Origin of the sequence: Aeromonas sp. R2-2 (assembly GCF_040908355.1) — a bacterium.
Classification (GTDB): domain Bacteria; phylum Pseudomonadota; class Gammaproteobacteria; order Enterobacterales; family Aeromonadaceae; genus Aeromonas; species Aeromonas veronii.
Window position 1 is genome coordinate 1 of sequence record NZ_JBFODQ010000079.1, and the last position, 16,183, is coordinate 16,183.

22 protein-coding genes and 1 pseudogene are annotated in these 16,183 nt (G+C 59.0%); all 23 read left to right on the top strand.

All coding sequences use genetic code 11. The features are described from left to right. A pseudogene (ascV, locus tag AB5Z09_RS17090) lies at positions 1–1,149 on the top strand (SctV family type III secretion system export apparatus subunit AscV); the annotation flags it as partial. Then, a complete protein-coding gene (locus AB5Z09_RS17095; protein WP_368195799.1) occupies positions 1,146–1,601 on the top strand; it encodes an LcrR family type III secretion system chaperone in 456 nt (151 codons plus the stop codon). The pseudogene ascV and the gene AB5Z09_RS17095, both read left to right, overlap by 4 nt. Positions 1,602–1,640: 39 nt before the next feature. Further along, positions 1,641–1,925: an LcrG family type III secretion system chaperone AcrG gene (acrG, locus tag AB5Z09_RS17100; protein WP_368195800.1), complete on the top strand. Its 285-nt coding sequence runs from the start codon at positions 1,641–1,643 to the stop codon at positions 1,923–1,925. 9 nt (positions 1,926–1,934) lie between these two features. After that, positions 1,935–3,020: a virulence-associated V antigen gene (locus AB5Z09_RS17105; RefSeq protein WP_368195801.1), complete on the top strand. Its 1,086-nt coding sequence runs from the start codon at positions 1,935–1,937 to the stop codon at positions 3,018–3,020. Between the two features lie 9 nt (positions 3,021–3,029). Then, positions 3,030–3,533 carry a SycD/LcrH family type III secretion system chaperone AcrH gene (acrH, locus tag AB5Z09_RS17110; protein ID WP_042054069.1) on the top strand — a complete coding sequence of 168 codons (504 nt, stop codon included), beginning with the start codon at positions 3,030–3,032 and terminating at the stop codon, positions 3,531–3,533. Then, a complete protein-coding gene (gene aopB, locus AB5Z09_RS17115; protein ID WP_005334552.1) occupies positions 3,514–4,686 on the top strand; it encodes a type III secretion system translocon subunit AopB in 1,173 nt (390 codons plus the stop codon). The genes acrH and aopB overlap by 20 nt, the downstream gene beginning before the upstream one ends. Positions 4,687–4,698: 12 nt before the next feature. Continuing rightward, complete coding sequence (gene aopD / locus AB5Z09_RS17120) at positions 4,699–5,595, top strand: type III secretion system translocon subunit AopD (protein ID WP_236322012.1); 897 nt, start codon at positions 4,699–4,701, stop codon at positions 5,593–5,595. Positions 5,596–5,729: 134 nt separating this feature from the next. After that, positions 5,730–6,173 (top strand): type III secretion system chaperone, encoded by a 444-nt coding sequence (locus AB5Z09_RS17125; RefSeq protein ID WP_368195802.1) that lies wholly within the window; start codon positions 5,730–5,732, stop codon positions 6,171–6,173. A gap of 2 nt (positions 6,174–6,175) precedes the next feature. Then, positions 6,176–6,409: a T3SS regulon translocated regulator ExsE family protein gene (locus AB5Z09_RS17130; RefSeq protein ID WP_236322011.1), complete on the top strand. Its 234-nt coding sequence runs from the start codon at positions 6,176–6,178 to the stop codon at positions 6,407–6,409. Next, complete coding sequence (locus AB5Z09_RS17135; protein WP_236322010.1) at positions 6,406–6,807, top strand: YscW family type III secretion system pilotin; 402 nt, start codon at positions 6,406–6,408, stop codon at positions 6,805–6,807. Before AB5Z09_RS17130 ends, AB5Z09_RS17135 begins: the two co-directional genes overlap by 4 nt. Before the next feature lie 344 nt (positions 6,808–7,151). Beyond that, positions 7,152–7,967 (top strand): AraC family transcriptional regulator, encoded by an 816-nt coding sequence (locus AB5Z09_RS17140; protein ID WP_019446814.1) that lies wholly within the window; start codon positions 7,152–7,154, stop codon positions 7,965–7,967. A gap of 119 nt (positions 7,968–8,086) precedes the next feature. Continuing rightward, positions 8,087–8,902 (top strand): type III secretion system negative regulator ExsD, encoded by an 816-nt coding sequence (gene exsD, locus AB5Z09_RS17145; protein WP_040065237.1) that lies wholly within the window; start codon positions 8,087–8,089, stop codon positions 8,900–8,902. A 15-nt stretch (positions 8,903–8,917) separates the two neighbouring features. Beyond that, complete coding sequence (ascB, locus tag AB5Z09_RS17150) at positions 8,918–9,343, top strand: YscB family type III secretion system chaperone AscB (protein WP_017411838.1); 426 nt, start codon at positions 8,918–8,920, stop codon at positions 9,341–9,343. Continuing rightward, positions 9,316–11,169 (top strand): SctC family type III secretion system outer membrane ring subunit AscC, encoded by a 1,854-nt coding sequence (gene ascC, locus AB5Z09_RS17155; RefSeq protein WP_368195803.1) that lies wholly within the window; start codon positions 9,316–9,318, stop codon positions 11,167–11,169. The genes ascB and ascC overlap by 28 nt, the downstream gene beginning before the upstream one ends. Beyond that, positions 11,166–12,470: a SctD family type III secretion system inner membrane ring subunit AscD gene (ascD, locus tag AB5Z09_RS17160; protein ID WP_236322007.1), complete on the top strand. Its 1,305-nt coding sequence runs from the start codon at positions 11,166–11,168 to the stop codon at positions 12,468–12,470. Before ascC ends, ascD begins: the two co-directional genes overlap by 4 nt. Then, complete coding sequence (locus AB5Z09_RS17165; protein ID WP_042054080.1) at positions 12,433–12,645, top strand: EscE/YscE/SsaE family type III secretion system needle protein co-chaperone; 213 nt, start codon at positions 12,433–12,435, stop codon at positions 12,643–12,645. The genes ascD and AB5Z09_RS17165 overlap by 38 nt, the downstream gene beginning before the upstream one ends. After that, a complete protein-coding gene (sctF, locus tag AB5Z09_RS17170; protein WP_005334534.1) occupies positions 12,638–12,898 on the top strand; it encodes a type III secretion system needle filament subunit SctF in 261 nt (86 codons plus the stop codon). Before AB5Z09_RS17165 ends, sctF begins: the two co-directional genes overlap by 8 nt. Beyond that, positions 12,898–13,251 carry a YscG family type III secretion system chaperone gene (locus AB5Z09_RS17175; protein WP_043821060.1) on the top strand — a complete coding sequence of 118 codons (354 nt, stop codon included), beginning with the start codon at positions 12,898–12,900 and terminating at the stop codon, positions 13,249–13,251. Before sctF ends, AB5Z09_RS17175 begins: the two co-directional genes overlap by 1 nt. Next, complete coding sequence (ascH, locus tag AB5Z09_RS17180; protein WP_043821063.1) at positions 13,248–13,802, top strand: YopR family T3SS polymerization control protein AscH; 555 nt, start codon at positions 13,248–13,250, stop codon at positions 13,800–13,802. The genes AB5Z09_RS17175 and ascH overlap by 4 nt, the downstream gene beginning before the upstream one ends. Continuing rightward, complete coding sequence (gene ascI / locus AB5Z09_RS17185) at positions 13,802–14,140, top strand: SctI family type III secretion system inner rod subunit AscI (RefSeq protein WP_005320806.1); 339 nt, start codon at positions 13,802–13,804, stop codon at positions 14,138–14,140. Before ascH ends, ascI begins: the two co-directional genes overlap by 1 nt. 6 nt (positions 14,141–14,146) lie before the next feature. After that, a complete protein-coding gene (ascJ, locus tag AB5Z09_RS17190; RefSeq protein ID WP_179831119.1) occupies positions 14,147–14,887 on the top strand; it encodes a SctJ family type III secretion inner membrane ring lipoprotein AscJ in 741 nt (246 codons plus the stop codon). Beyond that, the gene (locus AB5Z09_RS17195) at positions 14,884–15,510 is read left to right on the top strand and encodes a SctK family type III secretion system sorting platform protein (protein ID WP_368195804.1); all 627 of its coding nucleotides are present in this window, start codon (positions 14,884–14,886) and stop codon (positions 15,508–15,510) included. Before ascJ ends, AB5Z09_RS17195 begins: the two co-directional genes overlap by 4 nt. Then, positions 15,489–16,154: a SctL family type III secretion system stator protein AscL gene (ascL, locus tag AB5Z09_RS17200; protein WP_368195805.1), complete on the top strand. Its 666-nt coding sequence runs from the start codon at positions 15,489–15,491 to the stop codon at positions 16,152–16,154. The genes AB5Z09_RS17195 and ascL overlap by 22 nt, the downstream gene beginning before the upstream one ends. Positions 16,155–16,183 lie beyond the last annotated feature (29 nt).

A 16,183-nucleotide genomic window follows, 5' to 3' on the forward strand; every position in this document is an offset into this window, starting at 1 on the left:
CAGCGCAAGGCGCAGAGCAGCAACAGTCAGGATCTTCCTGCCGTCCTAGCACAGGGGGCGGGAGCCCCCGCCGCCCGCAGCAAGCCAAAACCGGGCAGCAAGCCGCGGGGCAAGCTGGGGGAGAAGGAGGAGTTCGCCATGACGGTGCCGCTCCTGATCGATGTGGATGCTGCTTTGCAGGCCGAGCTGGAGGCGATTGCCCTCAACGACGAACTGGTGCGGGTGCGCCGCGCCCTCTATCTCGATCTCGGGGTGCCCTTCCCGGGTATTCACCTGCGTTTCAACGATGGGATGGGGCCTGGCGAATACCTGATCCAGCTGCAGGAAGTGCCGGTCGCCCGCGGTCTGCTGCGACCGGGCCACCAGCTGGTGCAGGAGAGCGCCTCCCAGCTCGATCTGCTGGGGATCCCCTACGAAGAGGGGGCGCCGTTGCTGCCGGGACAACCGACCTTGTGGGTCGCTAATGAACATCAGGAGCGGCTGGAGAAGTCACGGCTGGCCAGCCTCACCACCGATCAGGTGGTGACCTGGCATCTATCCCATGTGCTGCGGGAATATGCCGAGGACTTTATCGGCATTCAGGAGACCCGCTACCTGCTGGAGCAGATGGAGGGGAGTTATGGCGAGCTGGTGAAGGAGGCGCAACGCATCATCCCGCTGCAGCGGATGACCGAAATTTTGCAGCGGCTGGTGGGGGAGGATATCTCCATCCGCAACATGCGCGCCATCCTCGAGGCGATGGTGGAGTGGGGCCAGAAAGAGAAGGATGTGGTGCAGCTCACCGAGTACATCCGCAGCAGCCTCAAGCGCTACATCTGCTACAAGTACGCCAACGGTAACAACATCTTGCCTGCCTATCTGCTCGATCAGCAGGTGGAGGAGCAGATCCGCGGCGGCATTCGCCAGACCAGCGCGGGCAGTTACTTGGCGCTCGATCCCACTATTACCCAGAGCTTTCTCGATCAGGTGCGCCATACCGTCGGTGATCTGGCCCAGATGCAGAACAAACCGGTGCTCATCGTCTCCATGGATATCCGCCGCTATGTGCGCAAGCTCATCGAGGGGGATTACCATGCCCTGCCGGTGCTCTCCTATCAGGAGCTGACCCAGCAGATCAATATCCAGCCCCTCGGGAGGGTCTGCCTGTGAGGGGGGACCCGTTAACCTCTGACCCCCTGATCCCCTGGCTGCAAGCCAGGGGAGTGGCGGTGGTACCTCACTATCTGGGGGCAACCCCCATCCAGCTCGGCCACGCTTTCTGCTATCGCCAAATTTATCTCGCCTGGCGCTTTGATCCTGCGACCCGACGGGTCTGGATCCTGCTGGTGCGCCGAGAGGGGGAGCGGGCCGGACTGGCCAACCCCTTTGCCGCCCTTTATTTGCTGGCCGAAGCCACTCTGGCTGTACTCGGGCCGGGCCATTACCTCTACGGCAACGTCGATGTCTTTCGTGGCAGTAGCCTGAGTAGTGACCGGCTCGGGCGCTTTTACCTGCGCTGGACGGGAGCCAGTGAACCCGAGCCCGGCTGGTTCATGCTGGCTGCCGAGCAGGTCTGTTCCCTGCGAGATATGCGAAAACGACAAAAGCACGGCCTTGCGTGACAGGCATGTCCAAAAGGGCCTCATAGAATAGGAGCCAAGATGAAACAACCGCGTTTTGCCGACCATAGCGAGACCATCTCGCAGGCAGAGCAGGCCATTGCCGACAGCGATCACCGCAACGCTCTGTTGCAAGAGATGCTGGCTGGCCTCGCACTCTCGGATCAGACCTGTCAGCTGCTATTCGATGCGCCGACCGAGCAAGTGGCCGTGGCCGAGCATGAGTTGCTGGCTGAGATCCAGCGCAGACAGGCGTTACTGCCGGCACAGCCGGGAGAGGGCCGCAAGAGTCGCCGTCCCACCATGATGCGCGGACTGATGATTTAAGGAGTCGTGATGAGCACTATCCCTGACTACAACACCAACCCTGGTGCGTTCGTCGGCTGGCTTGATGGGCAAGCGCTGGACGCATTGCCGGGCCATAAAAACCCCAAGTTGACCGAACTGGTCGAGCTGCTCAAGGGCAAGATCACCATCAGTGCTGACTCATCGACTGCGCTGAGCAAGGAGCCGCTGGAGAAGTTGCTGGCTGCCTATCTGACGGATCCCGCCTCGATCAACGGGGGTTGGGCGATGGGCCAGTTCCAGGGGGGGCAAGATGCGGCCATTGCCGCCATCAAGGGAATGATCGAGCGGGGAGCAAAACAAACCCCGCCAGTCACCCACTGGACCGTCCCTGAATTTATGCTGCTCTCCCTCAGTGCGCTGACCATGGATCGCATCGATGACGATCTCATCACGACCTTTACCGGGGTGATGGCGTTTCAGGACAACCAGCGTAAAGGGCTGCGGGACGAGCTTGCAGAGATGACCGGTGAGCTGAAGATCTACGGGGTGATCCAGTCCGAGATCAACAAGGTGCTCTCTGCGGCATCCAGCCAGACCTTCAACACCAATTTCAATCTGCTGGATTACAAGCTCTATGGCTATCAGTCTCTGGCCGAATTTATGGATGGGTCAGAGTTCAAACTGTTGTCAAAAATGTTTACCGATGGGGCGGTGCAAAAAGCACAGCAAGATTTCACCAACGCTAAAAATGAGCTGGAAAAAGTAACGTCTGCCAGCCTCGACCCCAAAACGCTGGGGGAGGCCAAGGCCGATTATGAGCGTAAAAAAGCCAATTTTGAGAAGATCGTAGCCACGCAGGTCCTCACAGTTAAAACGTTCCTCGAAAGTGAGCAGAAGAAGAGCGGTGCGATGAAAAATATCGAAGCCAGCTACAGCTATGACAAGGACAACAACAAGCTTGGCAACTTCTCCACCAGTGTGAGCGACCGTTCTCGCCCGCTCAACGATCAGGTCAGTGAAAAGACCACCCGCCTCAACGACGTCAGCTCGCGCTACAACGCCGCCATCGAGGCACTCAACCGCTTTATCCAGAAATACGACAGCATCATGCGCGACATTCTTGGCGCAATTTGAGGAGAGATCATGCAGACCGATACCACCCTGACCCCGGAATATGAAGCAGAGCTGGAAGCCTTTATGGCTGACGGTGGCACCCTGGCCATGCTGCAGGATATCTCGGGCGACACCCTGGAGCAGCTCTATGCCCTGGCCTTTGGCCAGTATCAGGCCGGCAAGTGGGAGGATGCTCACAAGATCTTCCAGGCCCTCTGCATGCTGGATCACTATGAGCCGCGCTATTTCCTCGGGCTGGGTGCCTGCCGTCAGGCGATGGGGGAGTTTGAAACGGCGGTTCAAAGCTACAGCTTTGGCGCCATGCTCGACCTGAAAGATCCCCGTTTCCCGTTTCATGCTGCCGAGTGCCGGCTGCAACAAGGTGATTTGAACGGGGCCGAGAGTGGCTTCCACTCGGCCCGACTGCTGGCGGACACAGATCCCCGGCAGGCAGACCTGGCGGCAAGCGCCAAGGTCATGTTGGAAGCCATCGCAATCAGAAGGGATCTGCAAGATGAACCCGATCAGCAATGAAAGACAGGTTTCCCCGCTGGGAAACACAGGTGATGTTGCGGGCCTGGCGCCCGTAACCCAACCTCGCAGTGAAACACGGCTCGATGCCGCAACGGTGCAAGTCACCGGTCAGGCCCGCAAGTCAGGGGTCTCGCTGAACCCACCACTGGCGGTAAGCAATAGCCAGGTCAGTGCGCAGCAACTTGGTGAAATCGGCAAGTTGGTGGCTTCGGTGAAAGAGAACACCCGCTTGATTCTGCCGCACACCACCGGGTTGGTGACTGCAGCCTTTACCTCGCCCGAAGCGTTCGAGATTGAGCTGGGCAAGCTCACCAGCGATCTGGAGAAGACCCAGACCAAGCTGAAGCTTGATGATATCCGGCAAGCTCGCACGCTGAACGAGAAGAAGATCGGCGAGAACCAGGCGAAGATCAAAGAGGCAGAAGAGAGTGCCCAGGAGGCCAAGAAGGCCGGTATCTTTGGCAAGATTTTTGGCTGGATCAGTGCCATCGCCTCGCTGGTGATCGGTGCCATCATGGTGGCAACCGGGATTGGTGCTGCCGCCGGTGCCCTGATGATCGCAGCTGGCGTCGTTGGCGTGGTCAACATGGCTGTGCAGCAGGCTGCCGCTGATGGCCTTATCTCCAAGGAGGTGATGGAGAAGCTGGGGCCAGCCCTGATGGGGATAGAGATTGCGTTGGCTGTTATTTCGGCCGCAGTCAGTTTCGGCGCGACCATTGGCGGTGCGATTGCCAAACTGGGCGCCAAGATTGGCGGCAAGGTTGCGGATGTTACCGCCAAAATCGTTGCCAAGGCGGGTGAAATGGCCGCCAAATTTGGTGCCAGAGCAACCGTTGAGGCGGTGAAGGTGAGTGATAAGGTGGCGAAAGTGGCCAAACTGGCCACCCAGGGTGCCGATATCCTCATTGATGTGAGCAGTGGCGTGGCCAAAACGGTCCAGTCGGCGAAAGAGTCCGAGTCGCTCGATGCCCAGGCTGATCTTGCCTTGAGCAAGAGCGAGATGACCGAACTGCAAGGGGTCATCGACAAGCTCAAGGAGGCGATAGCCCAGATGATCGAGGCGTTCCAGCAGACCATGGAGATGATCTTCCAGATGATCAATGCCAAGGGCGACATGATGAACAACCTGGCCCGCAGACCTGCCGCTATCTAAGGAGTACCGACCATGATTAACAGTGATTATGCAAATGGCGTGACCCGTACCGCCCCGCTGACCGAGGTGCAGGCCGGTGAGGCGCAGCAGGTTCGCAGTGCGACCACTGCCCATGAGGCCGCCGCTTCGACCCGTTCGCAAGGGGCAGAGAACAAGAGCGTTCCTACTCTGCCACGCCCCTCCGTCCCCTTCGATACCAAAGGGGTGACCCAGATGGTTGCGCAGCTGGACAGTGCGATGGATATGATGTCCTTGCTGTTCAAACTGGCCCGTCAGGCCCGTGAGGAGGGGTTACAGGTTCGGGATATCGAGAACAAGCTGGTCATCAGCAACCAGCAGGCACAGGTTGACGAGATGCGCCACGGCGCCAAGCTGATGATCGCCATGGCGGTGGTCTCCGGCGTGATGGCGGGGTTCTCTGCCATTATGGGCGGGATCAGCCTGGGCAAGGGCGCCAAGACTATCAAGCAGCAACAATCCCTTGATGGCAAGATTGCCGGTCGCGAGGCCTTGATTGACGCCAAGGTTGATAGCTTGAGCAAGCAGGGCCAACAGGTTGACCGTGCTGATGTGGGTAAAGTCTGGAAACAGGATCAAGTTGCAGACAGTAATGCGAGCCGATTGTTGGACAAGAAATTTGCTCGTACTTCCGAACGGGGTCAGGTGTTCAACACCGTAACCCAGTCTGTGGGGCAAATGAGCAACTCAGCGGTGCAGGTGGCGCAGGGTGATAGCCAGGCCAATGCGAAAGAAGACGAGGTCGAGGCGACCATCAGTCAGAGCGAGAAGCAGAAGGCCGAGGACAATATGTCCTTCAATGCCAACTTTATGAAAGATCTGCTGCAACTGATGCAGCAGTATTCCCAGAGCCAGAATCAGGCCTGGAAAGCGGCATTCGGCGTTGCATAAACGCCATGGCAATGAAGGCGCCCACTGGGGCGCCTTTTTGTTTTCCGGCCATTTTTCTTAAAAGTGCCGCCCTTGAGTGACAGCCCGCATGGCGGTGGCAGGCTAACATGCCATTCTCTCTGCTGGAGGAAATCATGGATGTAACTGTCATCATCAATCGACTGCTCGCTGAATTTGCCACCAAATATGGTTTGCCATCCCTGGCTCTGAATCAGGAGGGGGTTGCGGCGCTCTGCTTTGACGAGCAGTTGCAACTCAGCCTGATCCTGGTGCCGGAGCGGGATCAGCTGGTGTTGCAGGCCGACGTGGCCGAGCTGCATCAGGTGGGCGAGGGGATTTTCCGTCAATTGGCCAGCTTCAATCGTCACTGGTATCAGTTCAATCTTCACTTCGGTTTCGATGAAGAGAGTCTGACGGTGCAACTCTATCGCCAGATGGCGGCAAGCCGGTTGACCCTGGCGTACCTTGAAGAGAGTCTCTCCAGCATGCTGGAGCATGCCGAGTTCTGGCAGGAGTTGCTGCAACCCGGTACGCGGGAGGCAGGCAGCAGTGATCAGGTGATGGGAGTGCGGGTATAACCATGAAGATTCAGGAATCACAAGGCGCGCTGGCCCTGCATGGGGCAGAGGCGGGCAAGGTGGGGGCATTTGCAGGCAGAACCGTGAGTGCCCGGTCAGCCAGTGCGAGCCAGGTTCCCCTGTCGGCACTGCTGCGACGCTCCATTACCCTCAATCAGGTCCAGGAGCTGACGCTGCAGCGACTGCAACAGGGTGAGCACACACCGCTGAGTGAGCGGCGGATCCGGGTGTTATGAGAGGTCTGCTGGCACTGATGTTGTCGGCCATGCTGGCCGGTTGTGTCACCACCCCGGAGCTGAAGCCATCGCAACAGCAAATCAAGGGCGAGGTGCATTTCCCGCAAGCCTTGCCACGTCCAGCGACGGTGGAGGTGGCTGTGCTCAGCGTGATCGGGGGGCGTCCGTTGCAAGTGGCAGCCACCCGTTATGAGGTGACCATGCTGCCATTGCTGTTTGATCTGCGTTTGACCCCTCTGCAACTGGCGGAAGGGGAGATCTATCTGCGTGCCCGCTTGCAATTTATGGATGGCACTGCGGTACAGGCTATGAGTCAGCAGAAAGTTTTTAAGATTTTTAATGACAAAAAAATGGTTATTCAATTGCAGCCAAAAGCTTGTTATCCACAATGTCAGTAATGATTGTGTTTAAATAAAAAGTCTCAAATCAATCATTTATTAATTTGTCAGTTAAGATTGAAGGTTTCTTTTTGTAACGAAGTATCTTTTGCTGTAAGCACACCATTAAGTATGAGTCGTTGCACTGGATAAATAGTGTGTTAGCTCTAATTTTAGGCTGGTTTTTCTGCTTGTGACTGTTGTAGGATCCCCCCTCATTTCAATGGTGATTAATTTTTGAATTCACCAGCGAATGACTTGATTACAAAATAATAAATAAAAATAACAGCAATAATAAAGCACCCGAGAGCGACCCGCTTCCGGAGGTGTTACTGGTACTACACGCAGATTCAGGAAAATAAAACATGAAGGGCATTACTACCACAGAGAAGGGCGATATGGCCCTGCTCCAGTGGTGCATGTCTGCTTTTAACGTTATCGAACATCCGCAAGAGGGAATTTATATTCTCCTGGAAGGATCGATGAAGTGGCAGGACTGTACCGATACCTATGAATTATCCCCCAACGAACTTCTGTTCGTGCGCCGTGGCAACTACGCGGTCTGTACCGGTGACGGCCCCTGCCGCCTGCTTTGGCTACCTCTGTCAAACTCCTTTTTGCAAGGCTTCTTGCAACGTTTTGGTTCACTATTGAGTGAAGTCCCCCGGCTGGAGGGGATGGCCCCCACGCTGTTGCCGTTTCACTCATCCCCCTTGCTGACCCAATGTATTCAGGGGCTGCGCGGGTTGACCGAACATGAACATCCCCCCGCACTTGCCCAATTACGCACCGAAGAGTTGTTGTTTCTGCTCGCGTTTGGCGAACAGGGGCCGCAACTGATGTCTATTTTGCGTCAGCTGAGCAATCGCCAGGTCGAGCGGTTGCAACAGTTTATGGAAAAGCACTATCTGATGGAGTGGAAGCTCAGCGAATTCGCCAAAGAGTTCGGTATGGGATTGACCACTTTCAAGGAGCTGTTTGGCTCGATATATGGTGTTTCTCCACGCGCCTGGATCAGTGAAAGGCGGATCCTTTTCGCTCATCAGTTATTACTCAATAGTGAAATGAGCATCGTCGATATTGCGATGGAGGCCGGTTTCTCCAGCCAATCCTATTTTACCCAGAGTTATCGTCGTCGTTTTGGCTGTACGCCAAGCCGTGCCCGACACGGCACAGATTAACGCCGGACTAAAATAATCTGACGTTTTTTATAAGCCGCGGAGCGAGGCAATGGATAGAATAGCCAGCATATCGAAACATCATTCCATTATTGCCCGCAGCAAGATGAGCAAGGCATAGCATGAGTCAGCAAGATCACCATTCACCTAACCAGGGCCTGTTTGCAGGTCGTCGGGTTACCGTTGTCCAGCCAGATACCCTGAGTCGGGATCGTCTGGTCGGCCAGCTGTCCGTGCTCCGTTATCAGGATGCCGGCGTGATCACCTCGCAGCAGATGGCCCTGTTGCAACGACTGTTGCCCAGAACCCGACTGGAGAGCCTGTTGGGCTCCATCTGGTTTCAGCGCCGTCTCGATGCCGCGCTGGCCGTCTCGCGTGAGGAGCTGCAACAGATCTTGCGTCTGGCAGGCAGCGAGCGTTGTGACTGGATGCAGCAGCTGGGGGACCGCATCAATCTGGCGGATCGTCCCTTGCTGTGGCACTGGGTGCTCTATCCCTTGCACCGCTGGTGGGTTCAGCGTCTTGAACCACTTTACGGCGCCTGGCTTAACGAACTGGAGCAGTTGCAGGTGATGCGCCGCCAGCTCAATGCCCAGGCCGTGTTCTGGCAGACCGTGGTCGATGTACCGGCGGATCTGGAGAGCCGGATCGCCGATCAGCTTGAGCAGTTGAACCAGCGCGAGCAGGAGCTCACTCGGCTGCAAACTGATTGTGAGGCTCGTCTCCAGCTGGCCTGGCCTGCCTGGTATGCGCAAACGAGCAAGGAGGGGGACCCGGTTCACCTGATGCCGGTACCGCTTGAGCTCGGCACATTCTGGCATGCCCTGCAGGCACTGCCCCATCAGGACGAGGCAGCCCTAACCCTGCATGAGTGGTTGGCCGGCCGGGGCATTGCCCTGGGTCAGGATCACTTCTACTGGCAGCCTCCTGCGCCCTAGATAGCCCGAGGAACTATGCAAACGCTACTGAATCGATTGGCCGCAAACCTTGGCCAAGGGCCTTTTATTGCCGACGCACAGGGAAAGTACCATCTGCGGATCGATGGTTATCCCCTCTTTCTGACCCCCAGAAACGGTGAGTTGTTGCTGAGCACCCCGCTTGCAAGCAGCCAGAGGAATGACGCTGAGGCCCATGATCCGGCGCTGCTAAAGCGTCTGTTGCAACAGGTGGTGGCCTGGGGCCGTCATGCCCCCCATGCCCTGGTGCTGGATGATCTTGGCAATTTGCAGCTGGAGGCGCGGCTCGCGCTGGAGTGGCTCGATGAGGCGCTGCTGGCGGAGCGCCTGAGCCAGCACATCGCCCTGCTGGAGCGCTTGGAACCCCAATTGACCGAGGCCGCCTTGGCCCCCCAATGGAGACAGATGATATGGCACCCTTGAGTGTGCAACCCCTGCTGCGTCCCCTGTTGTGGGTCTGCCTCGCCGTGATGGCGTGGCAGCGTCCCGCCATGGCACAGGAGCTGGACTGGGTGCCCATGCCTTACAGCTATGTGGCTGAAGGGGAGAGTCTGCGTGACGTGCTGGTCAACTTCGGTGCCAACTACGAGGTCTCGGTGGTGGTCAGCGACAAGGTCAACGATCAGGTCAACGGTCAGTTTGAGCATGACGAGCCGCTCGCCTTTTTGCAGCAGCTCTCCTCCCTCTACAACCTGGTCTGGTACTACGACGGTAATGTGCTCTACGTCTTCAAGAACAGCGAAGTGCAGTCCCGTCTCATCAATCTGGAGCAGACTGGCGCAGCAGAACTCAAGCAGGCGCTGCAACGAGCCGGGATCTGGGAGCCCCGCTTTGGTTGGCGCCCCGATGCGGATAACCGGCTGGTCTATGTCTCCGGCCCGCCCCGTTACCTTGAGCTGATCGAGCAGACCGCGCTGGCATTGGAGCAACAGTCCCAGCTGCGCAGCGAGAAGACCGGGCCGCTGGCCATCGAGATCTTCCCCCTCAAGTATGCCTCGGCGACCGATCGCTCCATCCAGTACCGCGATACCGATGTGGCGGCGCCCGGTGTGGCGACCATTCTGGCCAAGCTGCTGAGCGATGCTGGCGTGCAGATGGTCAACGGCGAGGGTAGCAAGGCAGCGACGGCCACCTCCGGTCAGGCCATCGTGCAAGCCGATCCTTCCCTCAATGCAGTGATCGTGCGAGATGCCCCGGAGCGGATGGCGATGTACGGCAAGCTGATCGCCGCGCTCGACAAACCGGCGGCCCGCATTGAGGTGGCGCTCTCCATTATTGACATCAATGCCGAGGATCTCTCCCAGCTGGGGGTGGATTGGCGAGTGGGGATCCGCACCGGTTCCAACCAGCAGGTGATTATCAAGACCACCGGCGATCGCAAAGGAATTGAAGGGGGCGCCGCGCTCGGCAGTTTGGTGGACTCCAAGGGACTCGACTATCTGCTGGCCCGGGTCAACTTGCTGGAAAATGAAGGCAATGCCCAGGTGGTCTCCCGCCCGACCTTGCTGACCCAGGAAAACACCCAGGCGGTGATCGACCACAACGAAACCTATTACGTGAAGATCAGCGGCGAGCGGGTGGCCGAGCTGCAGGGGATCACTTACGGCACCATGTTGCGGATGACCCCCCGGGTGATCCAGATGGGTGACAGACCCGAGATCAGCCTGAGCCTCCACATCGAGGATGGCAACCAGAAACCCAACAGTGCTGGGGCCGATGGCATTCCCACCATCAGTCGCACCGTGGTCGATACCATCGCCCGGGTCGGCCACGGCCAGAGCCTGCTGATAGGCGGTATCTACCGCGACGAGATGAGCGAGAACCTGAGCAAGGTGCCCTTCCTTGGTGACATCCCTTATCTGGGGGCGCTGTTCCGTAGCAAGGACACCCAGACTCGTCGTTCGGTGCGGCTCTTTATCATCGAGCCTCGTCTGATTGATGACGGTATTGCCCACTATCTGGCGCTGGGCAATGGTCAGGATCTGCGAGCCGGGGTGCTCGGGGCTGATGAGATCTCCAATCAGAGTCTCTCCCTTGGCAAGGTGCTGGGGGGCGCGCAATGCCAGCCGCTGGCTGCAGCCCGTGATGTGCAGCAACTGCTGCGTCAGGGGGGCAAGAGCTCGTCCCTCACTCAGTGCCGGATGGGCAATGAGCTGGGGTGGCGTCTGGTCGAAATGAACAAGGATCAAAAATGTACACCGGCCGCCAGCTGGTGTGTGCAGGCGGGCCATGAGGGCGCTCCCCGATGAGCTGGAAGTGCCGCGTATATCGCGGGCTCAACCGCGGGGTAGAAGCTCCTCTGCCGGAGGGGCGTCTGGTCATCGGTTCCGATCCCCTCAAGGCTGATCTGGTGCTGGTGGATGAGGGGATGGCCCCCGAGCATCTGGTACTGCTGGTGACTGGTGAAGGGATCACCCTGCAAGCCTGGGCGGACGGTATTACCCCGACTCAGGACGGTGTCGCCCTGACCGCGGGAGAGACGCTCAGGGCGGGGACGCGCCTGGAGGCAGGCCCGCTGCTCTGGAGCTTCTGTGACAACAGTCGTTCGCTACCCGAACAGCTTGAGGCATTGGCGGCGGTGGTTGCTCCTTCTCGTGCGCCGCGGCGGCGGGCAGCGGGCGCCGATGTCTGGATGGGGGTCCTCTGCCTGAGTCTGGTGGTCGCCGTGGTCTTGCTGCTCGGCACGGGCTGGTGGCATGGCGCCGACGAGAACGAATCCGCCCGCAGTGAGCAGGCATTGAAGCGCTTTCTGGCCGCACCAAACTACCGTCAGGTGGTGCTGAACAGCAGTGACCCCGAGCTGTGGCAACTCTCGGGTTATGTCGATGAGAACAGCGCGCGTCTTGCCTTGCAGCAGTACCTCGACAGCAAGGGTTTCAACTACCGGCTGGAGCTGCGCACCATGGAAGATCTGCGGCAGGGTGCCGGCTTTATCTTGCAGAAGCTGGGTTATGAACAGCTGCAGATCCGCAATGGCAAGGAGCCCGGCTGGCTCAAGCTCAGCGGTGAAATTCAGGGGCAGGATAGCAAATGGAGCACTATTGAATCTCTGCTCAAGCAGGAGGTACCCGGCCTGCTGGGGGTTGAGAATCAGGTACAGATTGCCGGGGCTTATCGCAAGCGCCTCGATGCCTTGCTGCAGGAGCAGGGGCTGGCTGGGACATTGCGGGTGCGCGAGGCGGGTGGGCGACTCGAACTCTCCGGCCAGCTGGATGAGCGTCAACTTGGCCAGTTTCAGCAGGTCAACCAGCAGTTTCGCCGGGAGTTCGGTACACACCCGACGCTGGAGCTGATCAATCAGACCAGAACGCCGCGTCAGGATGAGCTGGAGTTCGATGTGCGCAGCGTCTCGTTTGGCCGGGTGCCTTATGTGGTACTGGCGGACAACCAGCGCTATCCGGTCGGGGGCGCAACCTCCAGCGGGGTGCGTGTGCTGGCCATTCGCCCCGATGCGGTGGTGGTGAGCAAGGGCAAGCAGCAATACATCGTCAAATTAAAAGGAGCCGAGCGGCATGATGACCAGTTTGGAAGCGCGACTGTCCGGCGCTGATCCCGCCTTTGCCCGCGAGCTGCATGAGCAGCTTGTTCAGGCGCAGGGAGACGTGAAACGGCAACTGCTGCGCGGGGGAACCCCGCAACAGTATCGGGAGTGGCAACAACAGGCCGACGCCATCGAGGCGGGGCTCACGATCATTGGCAAGATAAAGGAGCACAACCATGGCTGAGATCTTTAAGTATGGAGAGAGTACCGCTACCAACACCCTCGATCAGGTGGCAAATAACCTTGCCGGGCAGGCCAATATCGCCAACGAGGATGTCAACAAGGCCATTGCGGCGATGGAAAAAAACCCTGACAACCCGGCGCTGTTGGCCGAGTTGCAGCACAAGATCAACAAATGGTCGGTGATCTACAACATCAACTCCACCGTGACTCGGGCCATGAAAGACCTGATGCAGGGTATTTTGCAGAAGATTTGATGATGAACCCTGAACTCAAGCGACAACTGGCCGAACTTGCGCTGGCTGGTACCGGCCACCATTGTCACCAGGAGGCGGCCACCATCGCCGACTGGCTGGCGGGTGCGCCGGAGATGACCGAGTGTGTAACGCTCATTCGCCTCTCCTCCCTGATGAACCGGGGGGATTACCAGGCCGCTTTGCAGCTTGGTGGCGAGCACTGCACGCCGGATATCGAACCCTGGCTGGCACTGTGCGAGTGGCGGCTTGGTCAGCAGGAGGCGCTGGTTGCACGATTGCTGCGACTGGAACAGAGCGGTCAGCCAGCCTTGCAACAGTTTGCCGCAGGCCTGCGCGAGCAGATGACCTCATGAAAATTGAAGGCAGCGATCAGCTGGGGGGAGAGCAGCCGCTGCGTCAGCCCCCCCCGCCCGAATCCATGGCCCAACGCCAGTTTGAACGACTGCTGGCCAAAGCCCCCGAGCCGGATCTGTTCGAACGCTGGCAACAGGGGGCACCCCTTGAGGGTTTGCTGGCCGGTGTGGCGCCAGCCGCCAAGCGTGAACTGCTCTGGCAGATCTACCAACAGGGCGACAAACCGGCGCCGGAGATTGGCAAGCAACTGTTTGCCCCGGTCACCGACAAGCTGATCGCGCGTTTTGGCGAGCGTCAGTCGCCGGTGGTGGATGCCATCGATCTGCCGGAGCTGCGAGCCACCATGCGGGAGTTTGATCCCTTGGCGTCGCGGCGGGAGAAGGTGTTGCTGAACTTGTTGAGCGAGCTCAGGGACGGGCAGGGCGCTGTGCCCGTGGGGCATCAATTTCTCGATGCACTGGCCCGGCGCGAGCTGATGACCCTGATCCCGCTCAACGGCATGGTGGACAATCTGATGCGCAATTCGCACAAACTTGATCTGGAGGCGTGATGGAAATTGCACAGTCTGCCCAGGCGGTGGTAACCAGCCTGGATGAGTTGAAAGCGGTGGATCTCTCCTCGCCCCATGTCGCCAGTTTTGAACAGGCGATGGGGAGCACATCCCAGGGGATGGGGAGCTCCCTGCTCGGGGAGCTGGGGGAGTTGAAGCAGCAGTTTGTCGAGGCCAAACAGAGCCTGCAAGCCGAGCTGGCCACCCCGGGGGATGATCCCAACAGCCTGATGCAGATGCAGTGGTCGCTGATGCGGATCACCATGCAGGAGGAGCTGATTGCCAAGACAGTGGGCAAGATGAGCCAGAACGTAGAAACCCTGTTGAAGACCCAGTGAGGTAGTGTGAAGAGATCGATGCTGATGGGGGTGCTTGGCGCCTCGTTGCTGCTCAGTGGCTGCAAAGTGGAGCTCTATACCGGGGTCACTCAGAAAGAGGGTAACGAGATGCTGGCGTTGCTGCAAACCGAGGGGATCGCCTCGGACAAGCAGCCGGACAAGGATGGCCGCATCAAGCTGCTGGTGGAGGAGTCCGACGTGGCGCAGGCCATCGAGACCCTCAAACGCAAGGGCTATCCAAAAGAAAGCTTCTCCACCCTGCAGGATGTGTTTCCCAAGGATGGCCTCATCTCCTCGCCCACCGAGGAGCGGGCTCGCCTCACCTATGCCAAGGCGCAGGAGATCTCCAATACTCTGTCGGAAATAGACGGCGTGCTGGTGGCTCGCGTCCATGTGGTGCTGCCGGAGGGCAATGAGGGGATCAGCAAGAAACCCTCTCCCGCATCGGCCTCGGTCTTTATCAAACATGCGGCGGATATCCAGCTCGATACTTACATTCCGCAGATCAAACAGCTGGTCAACAATAGTATCGAGGGGCTCGCCTACGACCGGATCAGCGTGGTGCTGGTGCCCTCGGCGGATGTGCGCCAGAGCCCGCTGATGCCGCGCAATACCTCGCTCTTCTCCATTGAAGTGAGCGAAGGTTCAAAATGGCGGCTGGGCGGCTTGATTGCCCTGTTGCTGGCGCTGGTGGTGACCAGCAACCTGGCGCAATACATGTGGCACCGGAGCCGGAGTCGCGGATGACGGTCGGTTTGACCCCCTATCAGCTGCGCTTTTGCCCGGCCAGTTATCTGCATGAGGCGCACCTGCCCTCATCCTGGGCGCAGGTGCCCATATTTTTGCCGGAGTGGCGAAAGTTGCCAGCCAGTAACGGCGCCCTGCTCGAGGCGCTGGCGCTGGGGATTGGCTATGAGATGCCCGCGCCTCTGGGGGGATTGGCGCTCTTTCCCCAAAGTGAGTTGGTGCTGTTGTTGCGCCGTCTGGGGGCCGTGCTGCACGGTGAGGCGATCCGTCGCTGCCTGCTGGCACCGACGCTGCGCCAGATCATCGCCTTGCTGGGGGAGGAGGGGCACAGAGCCGTACTCTCCCAGCTCGACTTGTTGATCGGCCCCTGGCCCGCTGGCTGGCAGCAGCCTCTGCCCGCTCAGCTCGATGAGGGGGTGCTGGAAGAGGCTGGTTTGCAGTTCTGGCTGGCGGCGGCCGGGGAAGGCTACCCCGACTGGGCTCGCCGTCTCACCCTGCGACTTCCCCCTGCGCCACCCGGGCCATCATGGCCTTTGGCGGCTGACCAGCTGCCACTGGCCCGGGCGCTTTGTCTCAAGATTGCCAAACAGGTAACCCCCCAATGCTGCCATTTGTTGAAATAAAGACTAACCATCTGCAACTGGCGCCAAGCCAGCGTATTTTGCGTAGCCAGGATTACCTCTCCTACCTGAGTGCACAGGAGCTGGTAGAGGCCGCCCGGGCCCAGGCGGCCGATATCGTGGCCGAGGCCCGCGCCGTCTATGAAGAGCAGAAGAGCCTTGGCTGGCAAGCCGGGATTGACGAGGCCCGGCGCGAACAGGCGGTGCTGATCCACCAGACCCAGTTGCAGTGTCAGGGGTACTATCGCACCGTGGAGCAGCAGATGAGCGAGGTGGTGCTGCAGGCGGTGCGCAAGATCCTGCACGATTACGATCAGGTAGCGCTCACCCTCAAGGTGGTACGAGAGGCGCTCTCGCTGGTGAGCAACCAGAAGCAGGTGACGATACGGGTTCATCCCGAGCAAGTGCAGGCGGTGCGCGACCAGATCGCCCGGGTGCACAAGGATTTCCCCGAAATCGGTTATCTCGAGATCTCCGCCGATGCCCGCCTCGATCAGGGGGGCTGCATCCTCGAGACCGAGGTGGGGATCATCGATGCCAGCCTCGATGGCCAGCTGGAGGCGCTCTCCCTCGCCATGAGCTCGGCGCTGGAAAAGCGTGGTGAACAGCAGGTCCGACTCGCCGGGGTGAATGCTGCGGTTGAATAAGGCGGCTGAATATATGGCCGGTAACGTTA